The organism is Paraburkholderia sp. LEh10, assembly GCF_017814945.1.
GTDB lineage: Bacteria > Pseudomonadota > Gammaproteobacteria > Burkholderiales > Burkholderiaceae > Paraburkholderia.
Genome location: NZ_JAGIPX010000025.1, coordinates 90,852 through 113,453 on the forward strand (window position 1 = coordinate 90,852; position 22,602 = coordinate 113,453).

Genomic DNA, 22,602 nt, shown 5'->3' on the forward strand with positions numbered 1-22,602 from the left:
CACCGCGCGGCGTTCAACCATGCGCGTCCAGCAGAAACTCGACCATGCGGTCGCACACGCGCGCGAACATCTGCGTGCCCGTCACTGTCTTGCAGCCCCGCGCACGTGCGGCTTCGATGAACGGCGTGAGCGGCGGCTTCGTGACGACGTCGCCGACGAACGTCGCTGCAGGCAGACGCGATACATCGATGGGCAACGGATCGTCGGCGCACATGCCCATGGGCGATGCATTCACGACCACATCAAACGATTCGGGCGCGAGATCCGCAGGTGCCGTGCGCGCGCCGCCGCATTGCAATGCGGCGAGCCGTGTGACGAGCGATGCCGTGCGCGCCGTGTCGTTGTCGTGCACGTCGAGCGACGCGACACCCGCATTGATGAGCGCATGGCCGATCGCCGAGCCCGCGCCGCCCGCGCCGATCAGCAACGCGCGCTTGCCCCGAAGCTCGCAGCCGGCGTCCGCGAGCGCGGCGACAAAGCCGGTGCCATCGAACATGCCGCCGTGCCAGCCGCCTTCGGGGGCGCGTCGCAACGTATTGACCGCGCCGAGAAAGGCCGCTTCGTCGGAAAGACTCGCGCAGAAGGCGGCTGCGCTGAACTTGTGCGGCACGGTGATGATCACGCCGTCGACATTGCGCATCGATGCGACGCCCGCGAAGAAGGCGGCGAGGTCGGCGGGCGCGACATGCGCGGGGACGACGAGCGCATCGCGTCCCGCCTCGCGCAGCGCGGCTGTCACGCCGCTGGGCGAGCGCACCTGCGCGATGGGATCGCCGACGATGAAGTACACGCGCGTCGCGCCGCTGAGTCCTTCGTCGAGTGATACGGCGACGTCCGTTGCAGTCGTTCGGGTCATGCTGTTTTCACCTCGAGGATAAAGCGATGTTGGGAACTGTAGTTCAAAATGGAATGCTATTCAACAATTAACGAAAAGTGCTGCGCTATTCCGCTTCTCGCTCGCAGCGATAGAAGTCCACCGTCTGCCGCAGACCTGCTTCGACGGAAGTGCGCGGCAGGCCGGGCAACAGACGCTCCAGTGCGCTATCGTGCGGAAACGCCGTGGCGATTGGCAGCGGCGAGCCGGCGGCATCGATGCGCGCGCCAGGCGCGATCGTCGCGATCGTGTCGATCACCGTCTTCACCGACGCGAGTTCTCCAGCGAGCGTGAATGCATGCGCCCCTTCGATGTCGCGCAACAGCGCGGCTTCGTAAGCGGCCGCGACGTCGTCCGCGAACACGAAGCCTGTCGATCCCGTGAACGGCATCGTATAGCGCTCGTTGCGCGCCGCCGCGCGGCACGCGAGGCTCGGGCCCGCGCTGGACCCCGTCTCGCGGCCCGCGCCGTAGACGACGAGGGGGCGAAACCCGACGCTCGCGATGCCATGATCGTTCCAGTACGCACGCGCCGAGCCTTCGCAGGCGAGCTTGAATGCGCCGTAGTGCGTTTGCGGATGCGGCGTTGCTCCATCGTCGGGTCCAAAGACGCCCGCGCTGCTCGCGTAGAGCACGCGTGCGAGTCCCGCGGCGCGCGCCGCGTCGAACACGTTCAACGTGCCGATCAGGTTGATCTGCGCGCCGCGCACGGGGTTCGCCGCGCAATCGGGCGTGAGGATGCCCGCAAGATGAATGACCGCGTCGCAGCCTTCCAGCGCGCGTGCGACGTCGGCGCGCTGCGCGATGTCGCCCGTGCGCCATTGCACCGTCGCAGCCCGTTCAGGCGCGAGCGCCTCCAGCAGGTGCGGCTTCGCCCGCAGATCGAACGCGACGCAATCGATGCCGCGCGCGAGCAAGCGCCGCATGATCCACGCCCCGAGAAAACCGCTGCCACCTGTCACCAGTACCCGCATGCCATTCCTCCTCGTCGTCAAAATTCTTTGCATGATCGTCAATTGTGGAATAGTATTCCACATCGCAAGCTAATTCCAGCCATTATGGAAAACCTCGCAGGAACCGGGATGAAACGTGAAGCGATAATCGAATGCGATGTGCTGGTGCTGGGTTCCGGCGCGGGAGGGCTGTCGGCGGCGGTCACAGCGGCGGCGCAGGGCTTGCGCGTGATCGTCGCGGAGAAGGAGGCGGAGTTGGGTGGCACGACCGCGTGGTCGGGCGGCTGGATGTGGATTCCGCGCAATCCGCTGGCGGCGCGCGCCGGCATCCGCGAAGACATCGACATGCCACGCACGTATCTGCAGAGCGAACTTGGCGCGCGGTTCGACGCGGACAAGGCCGACGCGCTGCTCGAACGCGGGCCGGAAATGCTCGAATTTTTCGAGCAGCACACGGCGGTGCGATTCATCGACGGCAACCGCATTCCTGATTTTCACACCACGCCTGGCGCGGCCGTGGGCGGCCGCTCGGTGTGCGCGATGCCGTTCGACGGACGCGAGCTCGGCCCGCTGATCCACAAGCTGCGCGAGCCGCTGTCGGTCCTGACCATCAACGGAATGGCGCTCGCGTCGGGCCAGGACCTCGCGCACTTCTATCGCGCGACGCGTTCGCTGAAGTCCGCGTTGTATGTCACGCGGCGGCTTGCTGCATTCGGATGGCACAAGCTGCGTCATGGCCGCTCGATGCATCTTGTCAACGGCAACGCGCTCGTTGCGCGGCTGTTGAAGTCGGCAGCGGATCGCGGTGTCGATCTGCGCACGCGAGCGAAGGCGATTGCGCTGTTGCGCGATGAAACGCGGGTGACGGGCGCGCGCGTGGAGATAGAGGGCGCATTGCACGAGATACGCGCATCGCGCGGCGTCGTGCTCGCGTGCGGCGGCTTTCCGCATGATGTCGGGCGGCGCGCGAGCACCTTCGCCTATACGCCTTCGGGCCGCGAGCACTGGTCCGCCGCGCCGCGCGCGAATACGGGCGACGGCATCCGGCTCGGCGAATCGGTTGGCGCGCATTTCAACGACACACTCGATGCCCCCGCTGCGTGGGCGCCCGTGTCGCTCGTGCCGCGACGCGACGGCGACATTGCATTTCCGCATCTGATCGAACGCGCAAAGCCCGGTGTGATTGCGGTGACGCGCGCCGGACAGCGCTTCGTCAACGAAGCGTCGTCGTATCACGACTTCATTTCCGCATTGCTCGGCACGACGCCGGCGGGCGAAGAAGTCTGCGCGTGGCTGATCTGCGATCACCGTTTTCAGCGCCGCTATGGACTCGGGTTTTCAAAGCCGTTTCCGTTTCCCGTTTCGGCGTACGTTCGTTCCGGCTACCTCAAGCAGGGCGCGACGCTCGCCGATCTCGCGGCGGCATGCGGCATCGATCGGCAAGGGCTCGACAGCACGGTTTCGGCGTACAACGCTTATGCGAAAGACGGCTTCGATCCGCAGTTTCACAAAGGCTCCACGCCGTATAACCGTGTGCAGGGCGATGCGACACATGCGCCCAATCCATGTGTCGCGCCAATCGAAAAGGGCCCGTTTTACGCGGTCAAACTGTTGCCGGGGAGTCTCGGCACCTTCGCGGGTCTCGCCACCGACGCGAACGCGCGCGTGCTCGACGGCAACGATCATGCGATTCCCGGCCTCTATGCGGTCGGCAACGACAGCGCCAGCATGATGGGCGGCCGCTATCCGAGCGGCGGCATCACGCTCGGTCCGGCGATGACCTTCGGCTACCTCGCGGCACTTTCTCTCGCCGGCGCAGCGCGTGACGAAACGCGCGCTGGCTCCTCCATTCACATCAAGGGACAATGCAATGACACTGTATGACACGGTCACGCTCACGGTAAAAATCGGCACGAATGCGCAGGTGTTCGAGGGCATCCAGGCGAGCGGCAATCAGCCTGGATCGACGCTGCTCGGCTGCTGGTACTCGGATATCGGCGCGCTCGGCAAAGTGATGGTGCTGCGCGGCTTCGAATCGGAAGCGGCGCTCGTCAACGAGCGCAAGCGCTTGTTGCTGGAGGGCAATCCATTCCGCTGCGGCGAGTTTATCGATGACGTGCAAGCGGAAAGCTACGCGCTCTTTCCGTTTTTGCCGCCGATCGAGCCCGCCGTGCATGGCGGCATCTATGAAACGCGCGTGTATGGCACGAAGCTCGCGAGCCTTCAGCATACGATCGACGCATGGGAAAAAGCCGTCCCCGAGCGGACGAAGCGCTCGCGGCTCGTCGGCGCGATGTATTCTCTCGACGGCAACGTGCCGCGCTTTCTGAACATCTGGCCGTATGCGAGCGTCGACGAGCGGTCGCGGGTTCGCGCGCAAGCCGTGAAGGATGGCATCTGGCCGCCGAAGGGCGGACCCGCGCATCTGACGACGATGGAGTCGACGATCTATATGCCCGCGCCGTTTTCGCCGCTGCGCTAAGCGGTTTCGTCAACGCGGAATACGATTCGGATACGAGGACATAATCATGACTCAAGCTCACGCGCGCGCAATGTCGCTATCGGCGCTGACCGTGCTCGAACTCACGCCGCCGCAGATGGTTCAATGCGCGGCCGATGCTGGCTACGATTTCGTCGGCCTGCGCTTGCTGCCGGCAACGGACCATGAGGTGCGGCACGAAATCGTCGGCGATACGCCGCTCAAGCGCGAAACGCTCGCCGCGTTGAAGGGCACGGGCGTGCGCGTGCTCGATGTCGAAATACTGCGGCTCAGGCCCGACACCGATGTGGCGTCGTACGAGCCGATGCTCGCGACAGCCGCCGAGTTCGGCGCGCAATATGTGCTCGTGGCGGGCAACGACCCCGACGAAGCGCGCACGGTCGAGCGGCTCGGCCAGTTGTGCGATATCGCGGCGCCGCTGGGACTCACGCCGTCGCTCGAACCGATGCCGTGGACGGATGTGAAGAACATCACGCAAGCTGCGCGCATCGTGAATGCGACGGGCAAGCGCAATACGGGGCTCATCATCGATCCGATTCACTTCGACCGTGCGGCTTCGTCGCTGGACGAGTTGCGCGCGCTACCGCGCGAGTACTTCGGCTATGTGCAGTTTTGCGATGCACCCGCCGAACGGCCCACCGATCTCGATACGCTGCTATTCCAGGCGCGCTGCGAACGGCTGGTTCCGGGGGAAGGAGGTCTCGATCTCGTGGGCATTCTGCGGGCGCTGCCGGAACATTTGCCCGTGAGCATCGAAGTGCCCACGCAGCACTGGGCAAAGACGACGAGCGCAGTGGTTCGTGCTCGACGTTTGCGCGAAGCGACGCTCGCGGTCATCGAGCGGGCGTCCTCCGTCAGCAGGGCGAGCTGAGCGTAACGACCGCTGAGCGAGCTTTCGCAGCCGCGCAAATTCGCTTGAATTCCAGTGTGGAATCGTGTTCTCATTTGCGTACGACTGTTTGAATGAGAGTACAACATGGCAGGCAACCTGGAGCGGGCGCTGGCAGTGCTCGAACTGCTGGCGAAGAACGGCGGCCGCATGCCGCTTGCGGCGATCGCCGACACGCTCGATATTCCGCGCAGCGGCACGCATCGTCTGCTGTCGATGCTGATCGAAGAAGGCTTCGTGCGTCAGGACGAGGACCATGGCGAATACATGCTGGCGCTGAAGCTGGTATCGCTGGCGCTGATCTATCTGTCGACGAGCGGCGTGTTCGATATTTCGCAACCCGTGCTCGACAGGCTCGCGGAGACGTCGGGCGAACTTGCGCGGCTGGGTGTCGTCGAGGACGATCACATCACGTTCGTGGGCAAGGCGCAGGGCGCAAAATCGGGGCTGCGCTACGATCCCGACATGGGTAGCCAGCCGCCGCTGCATTGCACGGCGAGCGGGCAGGCGTGGCTTTCCACGCTATCGGATGAACGAGCGATCGAACTCGTATCGAAACAGGGCGGGCTTGCGGCGAAGTCGCAAAACGCGCCTCGCGCGCCGAAGACGATTCAGCAGTTCCTCAAAGATCTGAACGGCGCGCGGCAACGCGGCTACGGCGTTGCAATCGAAACCTACGAGGCGGGCATGACGTCGATTGCGGCGCCTGTGCGCAATCCCGTGACGGAAGAAGTGGTGGGTATCGTCAGTCTCGCCGGGCCGACGAGCCGTCTGCCGGAGTCGCGTTTGAAGGAACTGGCGCCGTCGTTGCTGAGCGCGGCGTCGGATATGGGCGCGGCGACGTTGAGTTCGCCGTATTTCAAGCGCGCGTCGCCCGTTGTGGTAGTGGAGAAAAAGCCCGCCGACGTGAAGAAACGCGGCCGGTCTGCCGTCAAGGCTTAGTGTGCTGCCGGAAGACAGCTTTTGACAGTGCTTGCGACGAATGCCGCGAGCACTGTCTGCGAGGCTGTCAGTCGATTGACGAACGCACGGGCGGCTGAAGGAACTCGAGTGTGACCCCGTCCGGCCCTCGCACATAGACGAGCCTCAACCCGTCACGCTCGCCGCCTTCGACGCATTGTGGCGGCCCAACGGGAATCCATCCATCTTTCTTGATTCGTTCGAGCAGCGCGTCGAGGTCGTCCACGTACAGCGCAATATGGATGAAGCCTGCGTCGGAGGCGCGTGCGTTGACGGTCGATCGGTCCGCTGGCGAGTGATATTGCAACAGCTCGATCTTGTGCCCGTAGCCTTCGACCATTGCAAGGCTCAATGATGCACCTTCAACTCCGACGAGATTTTCGATGAACCCATCGTTTTCGAAATCCCACGTGTAGAGATGCCGGAAGCCCAGCGTGCCGACCCAGAAATCGAGCGAATCCGCCAGCGACGAAACGGTTATTCCAGTGTGATCGACGTGCATTATCCTGAACGGACGGACACCGTCTGCGCCTGTTGCCGAAGTCATGCTTGCTCCTTGCCAGTGCGCTTCCAGAATGTCAGCAGTTCTTGCACGATGAATTCCGTTTTTTCTTCGAAAACCCAATGGCCACATGCTTCGATTACGCCGCCGCTTGCATCGGCTGAGATCGCTTTCGCGCTATCGAAGCAATGCGACCCGAACGAATGGCTTCCGCCCCATGCGAGCATGGGTACTTTCAGCTTTTCTTTGGCCAACTCTGCCGTCTGCTCGGCCATCTGAGGGATGTAGCCATAGTGGTTCAGGCTTGCGCGCAGGTTTCCGGGCTGCTTCATCTGCGTGACATAGCGCTGTACTTCATCCTCTGGAATCGCATCGGGGTTATAAGCAAAGTCGCGAAAGAAGTGACGTAAATAGGCCTCTTCTCGCCCTTCGACAAGAAAGCGCGTGATGTCCATATTCATATGCATGCCAAGATGCCAATACTGCACGCGGGGATCGACGTATCCCGGGAAGTCCAGACCGAAGAACGGTGTCTCGATCGTGGACAGGGACAGCGCGCGGTTGCCGGCCATGTACGCCAGCGCTACCGACGGCGGGCCGCCGAGATCGTGGCTGAGAATGTGAAAGCGATCGACGTCTTCTACTTCCAGCAGTTCGAGTATGTCTTGGGCGATCGTTTTGGGTTCGTAGCCGGAGAACGGCTTGTCGCTGTCCGCGTACCCACGGAGGTCGGGGACGATGAAGCGGTATTTGTCGCCGGCGCCGTCGATGATCGGAAGAAACTCCCTGTGATTCTGGGGCCAGCCGTGCAGAGCGATGACAACAGGACCAGAAGGATTTCCGGCCGTAATGTAGTGGAGGGTAACGCCGTTTACCTTGGCCCGCTTGCTTGTCACTTTTTCCATGATCGCTCCTGTCGAGTAGAAGTGCCGAAAGAAGACTCGGCGTTGGTGATTGACGGCAGTCGTGGCTGCCGCTGCTCAAACGGACTCACTGTCGAAGGGTTAGGCGTATGCGGCTACGGAAATGTCCTCACGGTCCTGAATGATCGATGAGGAGGAAAGAGGTCGACATACGGTGGCGACACGCATTCGCAAAAGGAACGGCGCGCGTTTGCGCCGTGAGTCGCCACCGCAATCGGACATGGGAACGGATTAGACGGTTACGCGTTGAAGCCGCCGTCGATGGTCAGGCTCGCGCCTGTCACGAAGCCCGCTTCCGGGCTGGCCACATAGGCGACCATGCCTGCTATCTCTTCGGCTGTCGCATGACGCCCAATGGCCATGATGCCGTGGAGAGCCGTTGCGAACTCGCCCGACTCCGGGTTCATGTCGGTATTGACGGGGCCGGGCTGAACGTTGTTGACCGTGATGCCCTTCGGTCCGAGGTCACGCGCGAGGCCTTGCACGAGGCCTAGCAGAGCGGACTTGCTCATCGCGTATGCGCTGGCGCCCGGGAACGGAATACGCTCTGCGTTGCAGCTGCCGATGTTGATGATCCGTCCGCCCTGACCCATATGAGGCAAGACTGCCTTTGCACCAACGAACACGGCTCGCACGTTCACGGCAACAGTCTTGTCGAAGTCCTCAAGCGAGTAGCTGTCGATCGTGCCCATCAGCAGTACGCCGGCGTTGTTGACGAGAATATCGATCTTGCCCAGAACGCGTGCCGCTTCGTCGATAGCGGCAGTGAGTGCGGACGAATCGGCGACGTCCGCCTTAAATGCGATTGCGCGACCACCGTTTTTTTCAATCTCCGCGACAAGCTGGGTCGCGCCCGCGGCCGAGCTCTGATAGGTGAAGGCGACAGCCGCACCTTCATTGGCAAGACGACGGACGATCGCGGCCCCGATACCACGCGCGCCGCCCGTGACGAACGCAACCTTCTGCGAAAGACGTGTTTCCATCATGAAGCTCCTTTAATAACGATTTACTTGGCTTTGCGCTCGTAACCACGAACAGGTTCGAGCCATTCGAATCTCCGCTCCGCTTTCAAAAGATTCTTCAGTTTGCCTTCGTAATCGACGCGGTAGGCTTTCTTCAGGTGATAGTCCTGGAAGTATTGCGCGCTGCAAGCCCAGGTCTCATACAGAACGAGCGTGTCGGGGTCGTCCGTGGAGCGGTGCAGGTAGGTGTTGACGAAATCCGGTTCGTTCGACATTTCGTCGAGCACCTTCACGAGGCTCGAATAAAGCTCTTCACGCGCTTCGGGCTTGCCAGGCAAATGGACGATGAATGAAATGTTTTGAGTCATGGTCAGGCTCCTGAATTTGAGTGTTAAACCGTCGTCTCGGCAGCGTTGAGCAGCGTGCGGCCAGCGGCAAGTTGCGAGGCCACTTCCGCGACGCGGGCGCCGAGAAATTCCGCGGTGCGCAGATCGGCATCGGGAGGTGTGACGTCGGCGCTTTCGTCCGCGTTCGATTGCGCAGCAGCGCCCAGGAAAAAGCCGTGCCGGTTCAGCGTGTCCTCAGTCGACTTCGAATGATTGTGTCCCGGCGGAAGTCCGAGGTTGACCCAGTGCATCCGATGCTGCGCAGCGAAGATCGCGATCTGCTGAAGCGTGGCCAGTTTGTCGCCTGAGCGTGAAGCCGCATTCGTGAATCCGGCTGCGACCTTGTCGGCCCACTTGCTTCCCTTTGCGAACACATGGCGGGACGTCGCATCCATGAACTTCTTGAACTCAGCCGATGCGCTTCCCATGTAAGTGGGCGCACCGAAAATGATTGCGTCCACCTGTTCGAGGATGCCCCAATATCCGTCGATATCCTCGACGCCGATCAGAAGGCTCTCCGTGCCTTCGACGCTTGCCGCACCTCGGGCTACGGCATCCGCGACTTTTCGCGTGTGCCCATAGCCACTGTGATAGACGACGGCGACACGGGTTCCTTCAAAACCTTTCGACATGATCTGCTCCAATGTTGACGTCACAGCCGGTGACGATTGACGGCATTATGGACCAAGCGGTTTTGAATGTCGTTCGAAGGGAACGTATGGAGACGTTCGATATCGTCGAACGAGGTGTCGCCCGCCTCGTACCAGACTGACTGTGGTTTGAAGGTCGTTTGGAAACCGTTTGGTCTACAATAATGGCTGATCGAGGAAACGGAAATGGCACGTCCAAGAGAGTTCGACGAAGATGAGGTTTTGCAGCAGGCGTTACACGTGTTCTGGGAAAAGGGCTACGACGCGGCGTCGCTAGCGGATCTTCAGGAAGCAACGGGACTCACGAAGTCCAGCTTGTATAAAGCATTTGAAAGCAAAGAAGGGCTCTTTCGCAGGGTTCTCGATCGATACAACCGCGATCATCTGGCATTCCGCGTGCGCGCCCTGGCGCAGCCGACGCCGAGGCTGATCGCTGAATCCCTGCTCGACGGGATCGTCGATCTTCATACGGGAAAACACACGCCGTCCGGCTGTCTCGTGACACTGTCAGCGCTTGCGTGCAGCGCTGATGCGCGCCCGCTCAGCGAGGAACTGTCGGCAAGCCGCAATGAATTCGAGCGGCGCCTGCGCGAGCGCTTCGAATCGGTAAAGGGGGCTGGACGGCTGCCGGAGGGCATGACCCCTCACGATGCGGCAGCCTTCATATCCACCTTCATTCAGGGCCTGGCCGTGCAGGCAAGAGGAGGCGCGACGCGTCGTCAGCTTCGCCAACTGGTGGCCGCCGTGTTGAAAAGCTGGCCCGTCGACGCCTGATCTCCATGCCCGCTTGGCGCCGGTTTGCGCAAAGCGCGACCTCGCCTGCACGAGGAAGTCGCCGAGGCGCTGCGGCGCGACGTTTCGAATTCAGCGGAAAAACAGGCCTGAAATGAAAAAACGCCCGCAAGGGGCGTCCGGATCGTCGATGCTCAAGCAACGCGCAAGCGATCAGCCTTTTTCACGCGTATTTCGAGGTCTCGAGCAGAATCCGGCCACCACTGCGGGCACCGGAGGTCGTTGCGGGAGATTCCTCAAGAAGTGCATGGTGTTGTTGCTCGTCGTCCTGCTTTCATCAACAAGGGAGTCGCAAAGCGGTTAGCATTGCCGCTCATTCGCCATTTGAACTCACTCTGCCCGAATATGGCCTCGCTGCAACCCCGCCTTTCGGGCAAAAAGAATTGCACACTACCCGAACTCAGAACAAGTGACGTATGCCAATCGCGGCGCCGAACTGATTTCCACCGGGAACGCCCGCAGGCGTCGAATTCTGCAGGCCGAGGGTAGCGAGCCGGTTGTTCTTCACATAGCCGATGAACGAGTAGACCGAGGTCGCGCGTGACAGCGAGTAGACCGCGCCTAGCTTATACAGGCTGGCGTCGCGGTCGTTGGTCACGCGGTCGTCCTGACGGATGTATGTGGCCGATAATGTCCAGAACGGCGTAGGCGTGTACGAGAACTCAGCCGTATAAAAGTTATCGCTGGTGCCGCGTGCCGGATTCTTGAAGTTAGCGAAGTCGAGCATGACCTTGAACGCGTCCCAGCCGTAGTTCGCCCCGACCGTGTAGGCGCGTGCTGTCGTCGAATCAGTCGCCCCCGTGATGTCGCGTCCGTTGAAGTACGACGCGCCTGCCAGGAATCCGCCGATCTTGTAGCTTGCGCCGAGCGAGACGACGCTCTTGTTGCTGAAGTTCCCCGCCGTGCCGCCGAACGAATACATCGCCATGCCCTGAAAGCCGGCAAACTCGGGGCTGATGTATTCGACCGAATTGTCGACCCATGAGTACTGGTAGCCCGTATAACCCGAGAGGTTCTGATAGAGCAGATTGTTCAGCGAGCCGAAGTTCGAATAGCCTTCGATGTCGAGACGGCTCTGGATACGCAGTATCGGCGAACGGTTCTTGCCGAGCAGCACATTGCCATAGGTCTTGCTGCCGATACCGACCGTTGCGCCGCGGTCGAACAGCACAGTGCCCGCGCTCGCCGGTTGGCCACCGTTGATGTTTTGCCCCGTATTGACGCGGAACGCGCTTTCGAGTTCGAACAGCGCCTGCAGCCCGCCGCCGAGGTCCTCGCGTCCCGTGAGACCCCAGCGGCTCGTCGAATCGATGCCGCTTGCGACGGACCATGCCGAACCTCCACCTGTCGCGGCATGCGTCTTGTACAGAACGCCCGCGTCAACGATTCCATAGAGCGTCACCGAACTTTGCGCGCGCGCGGCGGGAGCAATCGCACCTGCCAGAACGAACGCGGCGAAGCAAAACCTTTTCATTGAAGAGTCTCCATCACATGCTGTAATTTTTGGTTTGACTTCGCAGACGGATGCGGCCGGCAAGCGAAGCAGCGGAGCGAATGCTCTCGTACGACCTGACGACGAAATGCAAGCAACAAATCGATAAGGTATCCGTATCAATGAAGGTAGCCATGAATGTGCTCTAGCAGCGGATACCAGTACTTCCAGCCTTGCAGCGAAGGATCAGTGCATCATGGCTGCGCGCATGAATCACCGGCGTGGACGGACAACGAGCACGTGCCCGTCCACGATAAAGAGCGACGGCGACGTTCTATTGGCGTGCGGCGCGCCGCCTCAGATAGAGCAGGGCGAACCCCGCTGCGAGCAGCGCGATCGAAACGAGCCACGGCATGGCAGTGCGCGGATCGGCGCTGTAAGAGCCCGGCAGGAACGCGAGACGCAGGGGCGTGCCCATGTTCGCGTTGAGCGACTGGATCATCTCGATCAACAGGATGAAGCCGGCACACGTCGCCAATGCGCCCAGCACGACGGGAACCGTGCATCGCACGACATAAGCGGCGCCGCGTTGCCGCCATGCGTTGGGAGCGATCCGCATCAGGTCCATGAAGCCGCCCGTCAGCCCATAGCGCCACGAGATCGTCACCGTGACGAAGAACACGCCGAGGTACAACGGCCAGGCATCCGTCAACGGGGACAGGTATGCGGTGGCGAGCGTGAACAGAAGCGCACCGAGTACGGGGCCGAAGAAGGACGTATAGCCGCCGACGTAAGCATGCACCAACCCGACCGTGCTCTGCGTCAGGCTCAGCGTATCGAGTGTGACGACCTGAAAGCCCAATGCATAGAGCGAACCGGCAATGCCTGCAAAGCCGGCCGACAGTGTCAACGCGAGCCCTCGAATGAAGACGGGATTGAAGCCGACAAAGTCCATCCGTTCCGGGTTGTCGCGTGTGGCGTTCATCAGCCGGCCGAGCGGCGTGAAGGTCAAAGCGTACATCGCGAGGGCCGCGCACCACGTCCACACGGCAACGAGCAGATAGACGTTCAAAGGCGATCCGAAATCGATGCCCCAGCCGGCGGCGCGCGTCGGGTCGATCCGGATGCCTTCGTCGCCGCCGGAGAAGCCCGTCATGATGGTCGCCGCCGAAAACGCAAGCTGGCCGACGGCGAGCGAGATCATCGCGAAGATCACCTTGCCGCTGCGCACGGTGAAAAGCGCGACGCCCGCACCGACGACGAGCGCGGCTACACCGCCGACAACGGGCACGAGTACGACGGGCACGGCTGCACCGTATGCGTTCAGAAAGTGCGCGGTCGCATAGGCGCCGATGCCGAAGTACAGCGCGTGGCCGAACGACAGCAAGCCGGTGCCGCCGAGCAGCATGTTGTACGCGAGCGCAAACGTGATCGCGATGCAGATCTGCGTGAGCACCGAAATCGCGAACGGGCCCGTGAACAGAAACGGCAGCGCGACGGCTACGACGAGCACGGCGCCCCAATTGAATGTGCGGCGTGCGCGGTTCGGGCGTGGCGGCAAGTACGCGTCCCATGACCGTCCGGCGGGCGAGGCCTCGCGCGGCACGGAATTCAGGCGATGTGCGCCCCTGATCGTCGGCATGTGGAAGTCCATTCTGAATCCGTTAATGACGTTGACCCATCAGGCCGCGCGGACGGATGGCCAGCACGACGATCACGATGGCAAAGGGAACGAGCGGTGCAAAACGGCTCAGCGGCTGCGAGAGCGAATCGCTGCCCGCCATGCCGTGCAGCACCGAACCCAACGGGGCGAGCAGGTCGGCCCAGGAAATCTGTGTGGAGACGACGAGCGTCTGCAGCACGCCGATCAGCAACGACGACACAAAGGCGCCCGCCAGCGAACCGAGGCCGCCCACCACGATGACGATCATCAGGATGGTGCCCAGCTGATTGGCCATGCCGGGATCGGTGCCGATCAGGTTGCCAGACAGCGCGCCCGCGAGCCCGGCGAGCGCAGCGCCGAGCGCGAACACATTGGTGCGCAGCTGTGGCAGGTTGTGTCCGAGCGCGTTGACGATCTCGGGATGCGACAGCGACGCCCGAACGGTCGTGCCGATGCGCGTGCGCTTGAGAAGCAGAAAGAGTCCTGCGAGCACGGCGAGCGTCATCGCGAGCGTGAACGCGCGGTAGGCGGAGTAGTCGATGCCGTACAGCGAAAACAGCGGAAAATCGAGCGATTTCGGCACTGCGTACGCCACTGGCTGCTTGCCCCACAGCAACGAGACGGCCTCGACGAACACGATCTCGAGACCGAAGGTCAGCAACAGTGGTCCAAGCAGACCGAAGCGGATCACACGACGCACGAGCCATCGTTCGACGATTGCACCGAGCAACGCGCAACACAGCGGCGCGGCGACGAGTCCCCACCAGTAGCCGAGCCCGAGCAACTGCGCGAAGGTGTACGCAAAATAAGCGCCGAACATGTAAAACGCGGGGTGCGCGAAGTTCAGGATACCGAGCATGCTAAAGACGAGCGTCAGTCCCGCCGCCATCAGAAACAGCAGCATTCCGTAGCTGACGCCGTTGAATAAACCCAAGGCCAGAGATTGCATCGCCTGCCGTCCTCTTAAGTCCTTTCATCAAAACTGCCGCGCGCTTACGCGCCCGGCGGCCGTTTCATGTTGCAGCCGTCAACGGGCTCGCTGACCTGCGTCGCGGGGAACGTCTTGATCAGCTTGAATCCCCAGGGCGTGCCGTCCTGCTTGTACTTTGCGTCGGTCGTCAGCACTGACAGGTTCAACGGCAACTGCGCCTGATGATCGGCGGGGCGCATCGTCGCCTTGTAGTCGCCGATCGACACGGTGGTTTTCTCCATCGCCTTGGCCACCGCGAGTGGCTGCGTGGTCTTTGCGTCGCGAATGGCGTCGGTGAGGAACAGATAGCCGCGATAGATGCGCATGCTTTCGAAGTCGCCATAGCCGCCCGCGCGCGACTGATCCATCAGTTGATCAATAGCGGGGATGTTCATGCTCATGATCGAATCCGACGCCTGATACACCTTGCCGACGCCTTTCTCGCCGATGCTGGTCACCTGGCCGTGCTGCGACGCATAGACCGTGTACCAGGGCACATTCAGGCCGACGTCGTTGCCAGCGCGGATCAGGCGGCTCAGATCGGTTCCGATGTTCGCTGTAAAGATCGCGTCTGGATTCGCTGCCTTGATCTTGGCGACGTATGGCGTGAAGTCCTGCACCCTGTTGGGTGGATGCAGTTCACTGCCGACGATCTGTACATCGGGGCGGTACTGCTTGAGCAGACGCCGAATCGCAGCGTCCGCGCTCTGGCCCATCGAGTAATCCATGTTGATCAGGTACACGCGCTTGACCTTCGGGTCGAGCGACAGCACGGCAGCCTTCATCTTCATGCCGATGTGGCCGTCGGTGCGGAACTGCCAGAACGAGCAGTACTTGCCCGTCATCGATTCGTCGAGGCCCGCCCAGTTGATCAGGACGATTTCCTTGCCGGGGTTGCGCGCGTTGTACTTTTCAATGGAATCGAGCAACGTGATCGTCACGTTTGCACCGATGCCCTGCATCACGAAATGCACGTCGTTGCCGATCGCGCGGTCGAGACAGTTCTTGCCGTCTTTCGGGCTGAACTTGTCATCGCAAAACTCTAGATCGACTTTAGAGCCGAGGATGCCACCCGCTTCGTTATCGCGCTTCACGATGAACTGCAGATTCTTCGCCGACGATTCCATGGTCGACGATTGCGGGCCCGACATCGGCTCGATCACCATGATCTTGATGGGCGGCGCTGCATGCGCTGCGCCCAGCAGCGCGACGCCCGCAGCGAACAGGCTGGCGCGCAGCGTGTGCGTCACGGTCGCCGTCGTGTGCTTCATCATCTTCTGTTCCTCACTTGCTGATATGCGTTGTCTTTGTCTTGGTCTTCATCCGGGCTGCCGGCCCGCTCAGACTTCGAGCCACTCCGCCCGTACGCCCGGGCTATCGCCGAACTCTTCCACGCTGCCGTCGAACACGATCCTGCCGTGTCCCATCACGTTGATCCGGTCGCACAGCCCGAGCGCGATGGTCAGCTTCTGCTCGACGAGCAGCACGGCCACGCCACGCCTCGCAACTTCCTTCAGCAGCTCTGCGACCTGATCGACCATCGAGAGGCTCAAACCTTCCGTTGGTTCGTCGACGAGCAGAAGCGAGGGCTGGCCCATCAGCGCGCGGCAGATCGTCAGCATCTGCTGTTCACCGCCCGACAATGCGCCGCCCGCGACGTTCGCGCGCCGCTTCAGGTTCGGGAACAGCTCGAAGAATTCCTCTTCTGTCCACGGCTGGGAGCGCAGTGGTGCTGACGCTTTCGTGCGGCCGGACTGCGGCAGACCGACGGACAGGTTTTCGCGCACAGTCAGATCGGGAAAGATCGCCCGGTCTTCGGGCACATAGCCGATACCGGCGCGCGAAACCTCATGCGTTTTCGCGCGTTCGAGCGGCATGCCATTGAGGCTGATCGCGCCCTGCGACGGCAGCAGCTTCATCACGGCCTTGAGGAACGTCGAGCGTCCCGAGCCGTTGCGTCCTAGCAGCCCAACGGTTTCGCCCGCCTCGATGCGCAGGCTCGCGCCCTGCAACACCTGGCTTTGGCCATAGCCGGCGACGATGCCGGAAGCGCTGAAAAACGGCCCGCATCGCGCGCACGATGCGGGGCTCGATTGAGTGTTCATCGATTCAATGCCTCTGTGAATGCGCGGCGCCTTGGCTCGTCCCCGCTGGCGTGCCCAGATACGCTTCCTGCACCGCGAGATTCGAACGCACTTGCGCGGGCGTATCGCACGCGATGATTTCGCCGTACACGAGCACCGAGATCCGGTCGGCGAGTTCGAACACCACGTCCATGTCGTGCTCGATGATGACCATCGTGCGTGAGCTGTCGGCCGCGCGAAGCCGTTGCAGCAACTCGATCACGTTGCGCGTTTCGTGCTTGTTCATGCCCGCCGTCGGCTCGTCGAAGAGCAGCACTTTCTGGCCGCCTGCGAGAGCGAGCGCGATTTCGAGCGCGCGCTGGTCCGCATACGAAAGCAGCGCGGCGGGCTCATTGCGCTTGTCGAGCAAACCGACCTCGTCGAGGATTTCGAGCGCGCGGAGGTCGGCGGGACCGCCGCGGCCCAAGCTACGCAGAAAAGACGGGCCATAGCCTGCTGCGCGCAGCGCGCCGATTCGCGCGTTCTCGAACACGGTCATGCGGCCGAACAGGTTGGCCGTCTGGAAACTCCTGCCGAGCCCGCTGCGGCTGATGCGGTTGGCGCCGAAACGGGTGACGTCCATGTCGTTCAGATGAATCGTGCCGCTCGATACCAGATAGCGGCCGCTGATCAGGTGGAACAGCGTCGATTTGCCCGCGCCATTAGGGCCGATCAACACATGGCATTCGCCCTGGTGGATCGACCAGTCCACGCCCCGTATGACCTCCGTGGCGCCGAATGTCTTTTTTTCACTCCTTCCAGCCTGAGCGCCTGCATCGGCGCACGGACGGTTCCCGCATGCGTCTCTGTCATTTTGACTTCCTGAACAACTGACTTACCGCTGAACCATGTACAGCCTCACCGTCATCCTGGAGGGCTGTCCCGATCGAAAGGCAACTTGCATTGTTACAGTGTCAAGTTGGTCAAATGATAGAAGTCGGCATGCTGACTGGCAATTGGTTTCGAGTCGGGGATTTCCCTTGGTCGCCGCACAGCCGCACCAGGACAGCCTCGCGCATTTTTCCTATCACTAAAGGCAGTACTTTCGATCACGGGAGACGTCGGAGTAGAATGGAGTGAAGGACGCATGCGGCTGGGCATCAAACACTGTCAGCGGCGCATGCAGTGTCAGGTTCACTGCGAAATTTTTCACTGAAAAGATCATGTCCACTACGGAATTGGCTGACATCGAGCCGACCAAGAAAGTATCGTGGCACCACGGCAATCTGCGCGAGGAAATGCTGCAGCGCGGCCTCACGCTGCTGGAGGTGCGCGGCGCCTCCGATCTGTCGCTGCGCGAAGTCGCGCGGCTGGCGGGCGTGTCGCAAACAGCGCCGACCCATCACTTCGGCGACAAGGAAGGCTTGCTCGCAGCGCTCGCCACGGAAGGCTTTCATGCGCTGATGACCGACCGGATGTCGGCGCTCAAGGACGGCATGACGAAAGAGCGGCGGCTGCGTGTCATCATGCGCGTGTACGTCGAGTTCGCGCTCAAGCGCCCCGAACTGTTCCATCTGATGTTCGGCCCGCGCATCGCCGACAAGCGCAAGTATCCGGAACTGATGGAAGCGAGTGCAGGTTCGTTCCAGTTCCTGAGCAACACTATTTCCGAATTCATGGCCGATCATTCGGAAAGCGGCCGTCCGCCGCGCTTCTCGGCGATCGCCGTGTGGTCGGGCATGCACGGTCTCGCTACGCTGCTGGCTGATCGCGAAAGCGGCCTGTGCCAGGTGCCCGACGAGATGATCGACGACGTGTGTACGGGCGTGACCAATCTGCTGCTGGGTGGCCTGAAGTTGCCGCACGTCGAGGCAGAAACGCCCGCTACGCGCGGCGGTTCGCGCAAGAAGTAACATCCCTCAGCGCGGCGCGGTTCGTGCGCGTGTTCTACGCACGCCGCGCCGCCCGTTCATGGCGCGACACGTCGCGCCATTGCGCTTCTCTTCTTTCCGTCTCCCTGCTTGCGAACCGCGACGCGGATCGACACGTGCATGCATCGCCGCATTCGCATGCGATGTCTTGTTGACACTCAAACTTGACGCTGTCACAATCAATTTCAACCTAACCGGAATGATGCATACGATGTGTGACGCCCACCGACGGACCGCACATCGCTGCATGGGCATAAGCAAGCGCCGAGTGGCGCGGCACGCAACCGAATCAGCAATCAGGAGACGCGATGGTCATGGAGTCCTCATACGAGGTCAAAGACGGTGTTGCCGTCGTGAGTTTCGATAATCCGCCCGTCAACAGCCTGTCCGCTGTGCAGCGCAAGAAACTGCGCGAGCAGATTCTGCATGCGGCGGCGCGAGACGACGTGCGGGCGATCGTCGTCACAGGCGGGGCAGGGCCGTTTTGCGGCGGCGCCGAGATTCGCGAATTCAATACGCCGGCGCAGAAGGCATCGCCGACGATGCCCGAACTGATTGAAGGGCTGGACAAGGTCGACAAACTGCTGATTGCCGCTATCGGCGGTTTCGCATTCGGCGCGGGTCTCGAACTTGCAATGGCTATGCATTATCGTGTTTCGAGTGCATATGCACAAGTAGGTTTACCCGAGGTCAAGTTCGGCTTTTTGCCGGGCGCGGGCGGCACGCAACGGCTGCCGCGGCTGGTCCCGATGGAGCATGCGGCTGCGCTTATGCTGAGCGGCGCGCCGCTCGGCGCGCAGCAGGCTTTCGATTACGGGCTCGTCGATGAGCTTTCGCACGGCGACCTGCTGGAAGACGCACTCGCATATGCACGCAAGCTGATCGCCGCAAGAATGCCCGTGCGCCGCACGAGCGCGCTGCCGGCGCGCATGGCGAGCGCGCCATCGGAGTTGTTCGCGACGCTGCGCGCGGACATCAACAAGCGCACGCCGGGACACAAGGGCAAGTTGTATATCGTCGACTGCTGCGAAGCGGCGATCACGATGCCATTCGAGGCGGGGCGTGAATTCGAGCGCGTCCGCTTCCTCGAATTGCTGGCGACGCCGGAATCGAAGGCGCTGCGCTACAACTTCTTTGCGGAGCGGCAGGCCGGGAAGATCACGGACGTATCGCCCGATGCGCGGCCGCGCGAGATTCGCAAGGCGGCCGTGATCGGCGCGGGCACGATGGGCGCGGGCATCGCGATCTGCTTCGCGAATGCGGGCATTCCCGTTGCGCTTGTCGATGCGCAGAGCGAAGGGCTCGAACGCGGCATGGCGACGATTCGCGGCGTCTACGACGCGCAACTCGACAAGGGACGCCTCACTCAGCACGCACGCGACGAAGCTTTGCAACGCATCACGCCGATGCTCGATCTGGCGGTCGCCGTCGCCGACGTCGATGTCGTCGTCGAAGCGGTATTCGAGCGTCTCGACCTGAAACAGCAGATTTTCCGCGATCTGGACCGGCTCGCACCGAAGGGCGCGATTCTCGCGACGAACACATCGATGCTCGACATCGACGAGATTTCCGCCGTGACACAGCGCGAGGCCGACGTGATCGGCATGCACTTCTTCTCGCCCGCGCATGTGATGCGCCTGCTCGAAGTAGTGCGTTGCGCGAAGACTTCCGACGAAGTGCTCGTCACGGTGATGCAGCTTGCGCGCAAGCTGCAAAAGACGGCGGTGCTCTCGCGCGTATGCGACGGCTTTATCGGCAACCGGATGCTGCAGCGTTATTTGCAGCAGGCGCTCTTCCTGCTCGATGAAGGCTGCAGCATCGCGCAGATCGATGGGGCGATGGAGAAGTTCGGCATGGCGATGGGGCCGTTTGCCGTCGGCGATCTGAGCGGGCTCGACATCGGCTGGTCGATTCGCAAGCGCCGCTACGTCGAGCGGCCGGAGATGATCTATTCGCGTATCGCGGACCGCATCTGTGAAGCGGGACGCCTCGGCCAGAAGACGGGCAAAGGCTGGTACCGCTACGAGCCGGGCAATCGCAAGCGCCTGGCCGACCCGGAGGTCGACGCAATCTTGACAGCGTATCGCGCGGAAACGGGGGTTGCGCAGCGCGTGGTCGGCGACGACGAGATCGTCGACCGGCTGATGCTCGCGCTCGCCAACGAGGGCGCACAGATTCTCGATGAAGCGATCGCGCAGCGCGCGTCGGACATCGACGTCGTCTATGCGACGGGCTATGGCTTCCCCGTCACGAAGGGCGGCCCGATGCACTACGCGAACACGCTCGGCCTCCCCGAAGTCCTCGCGCGTATCCGCAAGTATCAGCAGGGCTATCAGGGCGGGCAGTGGCAGCCGAGCCGATTGCTCGTGAAGCTGGCCGATCAGGGCGCGAGCTTCGAATGACACGGCGCACATGAGCCGCACAGCCCGGAAGCATCACAGCGAGGAGCCCGTATGACAAGGCGTTATCTGGAAGATTTGCGCGTCGGAGAAACATGGACGAGCGACGCGGTGACCATCGAAGCCGACGATGTGATCGACTTCGGGCGCAAGTTCGATCCACAGCCGTTTCACACGGACCCCGACGCGGCGCGCGCAAGCCCGTTTGGCGGGCTCATCGCGAGTGGCTGGCATCTGGCTTCGCTTGCGATGCGGCTGTGCGTGAAGGCGCGCCTGTTCGGCGAGACGCCCATCGTCGGCGTCGGCGCGGATGAGCTGCGCTGGCTGCAGCCCGTCAGGCCCGGCGATACGGTCCGCGTGAAGCGCGAGCTCGTCGAGATTCAAACGATCCCGGACAAGCCCAGGCGCGGCGTCGCGAAAGCGCGCATCGATCTGATCAATCAGCGCGGCGAAGTCGTGATGCGGCTTTACGGGCTGACCAGTATTCCGCGCCGTCCAGCAGACGGCACGCCGTGAATTTCCCCGCATCAATCATCGCGACGGCAGTTGGCATGTCGCGACACAGGAGAGAAGCATGAATGAAGTCGTAGTGGCCGGCTTTGCACGCTCGCCGTTTCATCCGTCGCGCAAGGGCGCACTGATCGACACACGTCCCGACGATCTCGCCGCGCAAGTCGTGATGGGACTGCTCGAGCGAACAAAAGTGAATCCGAAACTGATCGAGGATATCGTGCTCGGCTGCTCATATCCGGAGGCGGAGCAGGGCTCCAACATCGCGCGCATCGTGAGCTTTCGCGCGGGCATCGGCGAGCACGTGCCGGGCGTGACGATCAACCGCTTCTGCGGCTCGTCGATGTCGGCCATCCATTACGCGGCCGGGCAGATCGCGCTCGGCATGGGCGATGCATTCATCTGCGGCGGCGTCGAATCGATGACGCGCGTGCCGCAGGGCGGCTTCAACAGGTCGCCGAATCCGACGCTGCTCGAAGGCCATGCAGAGGTCTACACGCCGATGGGCATCACCGCCGAAAACGTCGCGCAACGCTATGAAGTCAGCCGCGCGGCGCAGGAGCAGCTTGCCGTCGTGTCGCATGCGAAGGCGGCGGCCGCGCGCGAAGAAGGCCGGCTGAAGGACGAAATCGTGCCGATCCGGACAAGCGCGGGCCTTGTCACGGAAGACGGCTGCATCCGTCCCGGCACCAACGCGCAGGCGCTCGCGGCGCTGAAGCCTTCGTTTCGCGAGGACGGCAGTGTGACGGCGGGCACGTCGTCGCCGCTCACGGACGGCGCTTGCGCGACGCTCATCTGCAGTGCCGCGTTCGCGCGCGAGCAGGGGCTCGTGCCGCTCGCGAAAATCAGGTCGGCGGCTGTCGCGCCTGTTGCGCCCGAGCTCATGGGCATTGGGCCGATCCCTGCGTCGCTCAAGGCGCTGTCCCGCGCGGGCATCAAGGCCGGCGCGCTCGACGTGATCGAAATCAACGAGGCGTTCGCGAGCCAGGCGCTCGTGTGCATCCGCGAACTCGGGCTGGATGAGGCGCGCGTGAACCTCGACGGCGGCGGCCTCGCGATCGGCCATCCGCTCGGCGCAACGGGTGCGCGGCTGGTCGGCAAGGCGGCTGCGCTGCTCAAGCGCACGGGCGGACGCTACGCGCTCGCGACGCAGTGCATCGGCGGCGGCCAGGGAATTGCGACCGTGCTCGAAGCGATCTGATGCGCGGCGGCGCAATCCGATCGATCATTCACTTGCGCAGCGA

Annotated in this window: 22 protein-coding genes; 9 read left to right on the top strand and 13 right to left on the bottom strand. The window is 62.4% G+C overall.

Annotation, left to right across the window (positions count from 1 at the left end):
* Positions 1 to 13 precede the first annotated feature (13 nt).
* A complete protein-coding gene (locus J8I87_RS21505; RefSeq protein WP_209933870.1) occupies positions 14 to 856 on the bottom strand; it encodes a shikimate dehydrogenase in 843 nt (280 codons plus the stop codon).
* 85 nt (positions 857 to 941) lie between these two features.
* Complete coding sequence (locus tag J8I87_RS21510; RefSeq protein ID WP_209933871.1) at positions 942 to 1,847, bottom strand: NAD-dependent epimerase/dehydratase family protein; 906 nt, start codon at positions 1,845 to 1,847, stop codon at positions 942 to 944.
* Between the two features lie 108 nt (positions 1,848 to 1,955).
* Here J8I87_RS21510 and J8I87_RS21515 point away from each other — a divergent pair, with 108 nt between their 5' ends.
* From J8I87_RS21515 to J8I87_RS21530, 4 genes are all read left to right on the top strand, one after another.
* Entirely contained in the window at positions 1,956 to 3,710 is a 1,755-nt protein-coding gene (locus tag J8I87_RS21515; RefSeq protein WP_209933873.1) for an FAD-dependent oxidoreductase, read from the top strand.
* Complete coding sequence (locus tag J8I87_RS21520) at positions 3,697 to 4,308, top strand: NIPSNAP family protein (RefSeq protein ID WP_209933874.1); 612 nt, start codon at positions 3,697 to 3,699, stop codon at positions 4,306 to 4,308. Before J8I87_RS21515 ends, J8I87_RS21520 begins: the two co-directional genes overlap by 14 nt.
* Positions 4,309 to 4,354: 46 nt before the next feature.
* On the top strand, positions 4,355 to 5,197 hold the full coding sequence (locus J8I87_RS21525) for a sugar phosphate isomerase/epimerase family protein (protein WP_209933875.1): 843 nt from the start codon (positions 4,355 to 4,357) through the stop codon (positions 5,195 to 5,197).
* Between the two features lie 105 nt (positions 5,198 to 5,302).
* On the top strand, positions 5,303 to 6,157 hold the full coding sequence (locus tag J8I87_RS21530; protein ID WP_209933876.1) for an IclR family transcriptional regulator: 855 nt from the start codon (positions 5,303 to 5,305) through the stop codon (positions 6,155 to 6,157).
* A 67-nt stretch (positions 6,158 to 6,224) separates the two neighbouring features.
* Here the strand turns inward: J8I87_RS21530 and J8I87_RS21535 are convergent, their stop codons facing one another.
* The 5 genes from J8I87_RS21535 to J8I87_RS21555 all read right to left on the bottom strand — a co-directional run bounded on the left by J8I87_RS21535 (position 6,225) and on the right by J8I87_RS21555 (position 9,580).
* The gene (locus tag J8I87_RS21535; protein ID WP_209933877.1) at positions 6,225 to 6,722 is read right to left on the bottom strand and encodes a VOC family protein; all 498 of its coding nucleotides are present in this window, start codon (positions 6,720 to 6,722) and stop codon (positions 6,225 to 6,227) included.
* On the bottom strand, positions 6,719 to 7,582 hold the full coding sequence (locus tag J8I87_RS21540; RefSeq protein WP_209933879.1) for an alpha/beta fold hydrolase: 864 nt from the start codon (positions 7,580 to 7,582) through the stop codon (positions 6,719 to 6,721). The genes J8I87_RS21535 and J8I87_RS21540 overlap by 4 nt, the downstream gene beginning before the upstream one ends.
* A 257-nt stretch (positions 7,583 to 7,839) precedes the next feature.
* Positions 7,840 to 8,583: an SDR family oxidoreductase gene (locus J8I87_RS21545; protein ID WP_209933909.1), complete on the bottom strand. Its 744-nt coding sequence runs from the start codon at positions 8,581 to 8,583 to the stop codon at positions 7,840 to 7,842.
* Positions 8,584 to 8,606: 23 nt separating this feature from the next.
* Positions 8,607 to 8,930: a putative quinol monooxygenase gene (locus J8I87_RS21550; RefSeq protein WP_209933880.1), complete on the bottom strand. Its 324-nt coding sequence runs from the start codon at positions 8,928 to 8,930 to the stop codon at positions 8,607 to 8,609.
* Between the two features lie 23 nt (positions 8,931 to 8,953).
* Positions 8,954 to 9,580: a flavodoxin family protein gene (locus tag J8I87_RS21555; RefSeq protein WP_209933881.1), complete on the bottom strand. Its 627-nt coding sequence runs from the start codon at positions 9,578 to 9,580 to the stop codon at positions 8,954 to 8,956.
* Positions 9,581 to 9,784: 204 nt separating this feature from the next.
* On the opposite strand from J8I87_RS21555, the gene J8I87_RS21560 reads away from it, so the two are divergent.
* Positions 9,785 to 10,372, top strand: a complete 588-nt coding sequence (locus tag J8I87_RS21560; protein ID WP_209933882.1) for a TetR/AcrR family transcriptional regulator — start codon at positions 9,785 to 9,787, stop codon at positions 10,370 to 10,372.
* Between the two features lie 418 nt (positions 10,373 to 10,790).
* Here J8I87_RS21560 and J8I87_RS21565 read toward each other — a convergent pair whose 3' ends face one another.
* The 6 genes from J8I87_RS21565 to J8I87_RS21590 all read right to left on the bottom strand — a co-directional run bounded on the left by J8I87_RS21565 (position 10,791) and on the right by J8I87_RS21590 (position 17,290).
* Positions 10,791 to 11,864 carry a porin gene (locus tag J8I87_RS21565; RefSeq protein ID WP_209933883.1) on the bottom strand — a complete coding sequence of 358 codons (1,074 nt, stop codon included), beginning with the start codon at positions 11,862 to 11,864 and terminating at the stop codon, positions 10,791 to 10,793.
* A 292-nt stretch (positions 11,865 to 12,156) separates the two neighbouring features.
* Entirely contained in the window at positions 12,157 to 13,464 is a 1,308-nt protein-coding gene (locus J8I87_RS21570; protein ID WP_209933884.1) for a branched-chain amino acid ABC transporter permease, read from the bottom strand.
* Positions 13,465 to 13,486: 22 nt separating this feature from the next.
* Positions 13,487 to 14,434: a branched-chain amino acid ABC transporter permease gene (locus J8I87_RS21575; protein ID WP_209933886.1), complete on the bottom strand. Its 948-nt coding sequence runs from the start codon at positions 14,432 to 14,434 to the stop codon at positions 13,487 to 13,489.
* Positions 14,435 to 14,478: 44 nt separating this feature from the next.
* On the bottom strand, positions 14,479 to 15,729 hold the full coding sequence (locus J8I87_RS21580; protein WP_209933887.1) for a branched-chain amino acid ABC transporter substrate-binding protein: 1,251 nt from the start codon (positions 15,727 to 15,729) through the stop codon (positions 14,479 to 14,481).
* 66 nt (positions 15,730 to 15,795) lie between these two features.
* Complete coding sequence (locus tag J8I87_RS21585) at positions 15,796 to 16,560, bottom strand: ABC transporter ATP-binding protein (RefSeq protein ID WP_209933888.1); 765 nt, start codon at positions 16,558 to 16,560, stop codon at positions 15,796 to 15,798.
* Between the two features lie 4 nt (positions 16,561 to 16,564).
* The gene (locus J8I87_RS21590) at positions 16,565 to 17,290 is read right to left on the bottom strand and encodes an ABC transporter ATP-binding protein (RefSeq protein WP_313065386.1); all 726 of its coding nucleotides are present in this window, start codon (positions 17,288 to 17,290) and stop codon (positions 16,565 to 16,567) included.
* Between the two features lie 451 nt (positions 17,291 to 17,741).
* Between J8I87_RS21590 and J8I87_RS21595 the strand changes: the two genes are divergently transcribed.
* From J8I87_RS21595 to J8I87_RS21610, 4 genes are all read left to right on the top strand, one after another.
* Complete coding sequence (locus J8I87_RS21595) at positions 17,742 to 18,431, top strand: TetR/AcrR family transcriptional regulator (protein ID WP_209933889.1); 690 nt, start codon at positions 17,742 to 17,744, stop codon at positions 18,429 to 18,431.
* A gap of 332 nt (positions 18,432 to 18,763) precedes the next feature.
* Entirely contained in the window at positions 18,764 to 20,851 is a 2,088-nt protein-coding gene (locus tag J8I87_RS21600; RefSeq protein ID WP_209933890.1) for a 3-hydroxyacyl-CoA dehydrogenase NAD-binding domain-containing protein, read from the top strand.
* A gap of 51 nt (positions 20,852 to 20,902) precedes the next feature.
* Positions 20,903 to 21,364 carry a MaoC family dehydratase gene (locus J8I87_RS21605; RefSeq protein WP_209933892.1) on the top strand — a complete coding sequence of 154 codons (462 nt, stop codon included), beginning with the start codon at positions 20,903 to 20,905 and terminating at the stop codon, positions 21,362 to 21,364.
* Between the two features lie 58 nt (positions 21,365 to 21,422).
* Positions 21,423 to 22,559, top strand: coding sequence for a thiolase family protein (locus J8I87_RS21610; protein WP_209933893.1), 1,137 nt, complete (start codon positions 21,423 to 21,425; stop codon positions 22,557 to 22,559).
* Positions 22,560 to 22,602 lie beyond the last annotated feature (43 nt).

Bases quoted from the DNA above. Each gene is read 5' to 3' on its own strand.
- J8I87_RS21505 (WP_209933870.1), bottom strand. From the start codon at position 856: ATGACCCGAACGACTGCAACGGACGTCGCCGTATCACTCGACGAAGGA.
- J8I87_RS21510 (WP_209933871.1), bottom strand. From the start codon at position 1,847: ATGCGGGTACTGGTGACAGGTGGCAGCGGTTTTCTCGGGGCGTGGATC.
- J8I87_RS21515 (WP_209933873.1), top strand. From the start codon at position 1,956: ATGAAACGTGAAGCGATAATCGAATGCGATGTGCTGGTGCTGGGTTCC.
- J8I87_RS21520 (WP_209933874.1), top strand. From the start codon at position 3,697: ATGACACTGTATGACACGGTCACGCTCACGGTAAAAATCGGCACGAAT.
- J8I87_RS21525 (WP_209933875.1), top strand. From the start codon at position 4,355: ATGACTCAAGCTCACGCGCGCGCAATGTCGCTATCGGCGCTGACCGTG.
- J8I87_RS21530 (WP_209933876.1), top strand. From the start codon at position 5,303: ATGGCAGGCAACCTGGAGCGGGCGCTGGCAGTGCTCGAACTGCTGGCG.
- J8I87_RS21535 (WP_209933877.1), bottom strand. From the start codon at position 6,722: ATGACTTCGGCAACAGGCGCAGACGGTGTCCGTCCGTTCAGGATAATG.
- J8I87_RS21540 (WP_209933879.1), bottom strand. From the start codon at position 7,582: ATGGAAAAAGTGACAAGCAAGCGGGCCAAGGTAAACGGCGTTACCCTC.
- J8I87_RS21545 (WP_209933909.1), bottom strand. From the start codon at position 8,583: ATGGAAACACGTCTTTCGCAGAAGGTTGCGTTCGTCACGGGCGGCGCG.
- J8I87_RS21550 (WP_209933880.1), bottom strand. From the start codon at position 8,930: ATGACTCAAAACATTTCATTCATCGTCCATTTGCCTGGCAAGCCCGAA.
- J8I87_RS21555 (WP_209933881.1), bottom strand. From the start codon at position 9,580: ATGTCGAAAGGTTTTGAAGGAACCCGTGTCGCCGTCGTCTATCACAGT.
- J8I87_RS21560 (WP_209933882.1), top strand. From the start codon at position 9,785: ATGGCACGTCCAAGAGAGTTCGACGAAGATGAGGTTTTGCAGCAGGCG.
- J8I87_RS21565 (WP_209933883.1), bottom strand. From the start codon at position 11,864: ATGAAAAGGTTTTGCTTCGCCGCGTTCGTTCTGGCAGGTGCGATTGCT.
- J8I87_RS21570 (WP_209933884.1), bottom strand. From the start codon at position 13,464: ATGCCGACGATCAGGGGCGCACATCGCCTGAATTCCGTGCCGCGCGAG.
- J8I87_RS21575 (WP_209933886.1), bottom strand. From the start codon at position 14,434: ATGCAATCTCTGGCCTTGGGTTTATTCAACGGCGTCAGCTACGGAATG.
- J8I87_RS21580 (WP_209933887.1), bottom strand. From the start codon at position 15,729: ATGATGAAGCACACGACGGCGACCGTGACGCACACGCTGCGCGCCAGC.
- J8I87_RS21585 (WP_209933888.1), bottom strand. From the start codon at position 16,560: ATGAACACTCAATCGAGCCCCGCATCGTGCGCGCGATGCGGGCCGTTT.
- J8I87_RS21595 (WP_209933889.1), top strand. From the start codon at position 17,742: ATGTCCACTACGGAATTGGCTGACATCGAGCCGACCAAGAAAGTATCG.
- J8I87_RS21600 (WP_209933890.1), top strand. From the start codon at position 18,764: ATGGAGTCCTCATACGAGGTCAAAGACGGTGTTGCCGTCGTGAGTTTC.
- J8I87_RS21605 (WP_209933892.1), top strand. From the start codon at position 20,903: ATGACAAGGCGTTATCTGGAAGATTTGCGCGTCGGAGAAACATGGACG.
- J8I87_RS21610 (WP_209933893.1), top strand. From the start codon at position 21,423: ATGAATGAAGTCGTAGTGGCCGGCTTTGCACGCTCGCCGTTTCATCCG.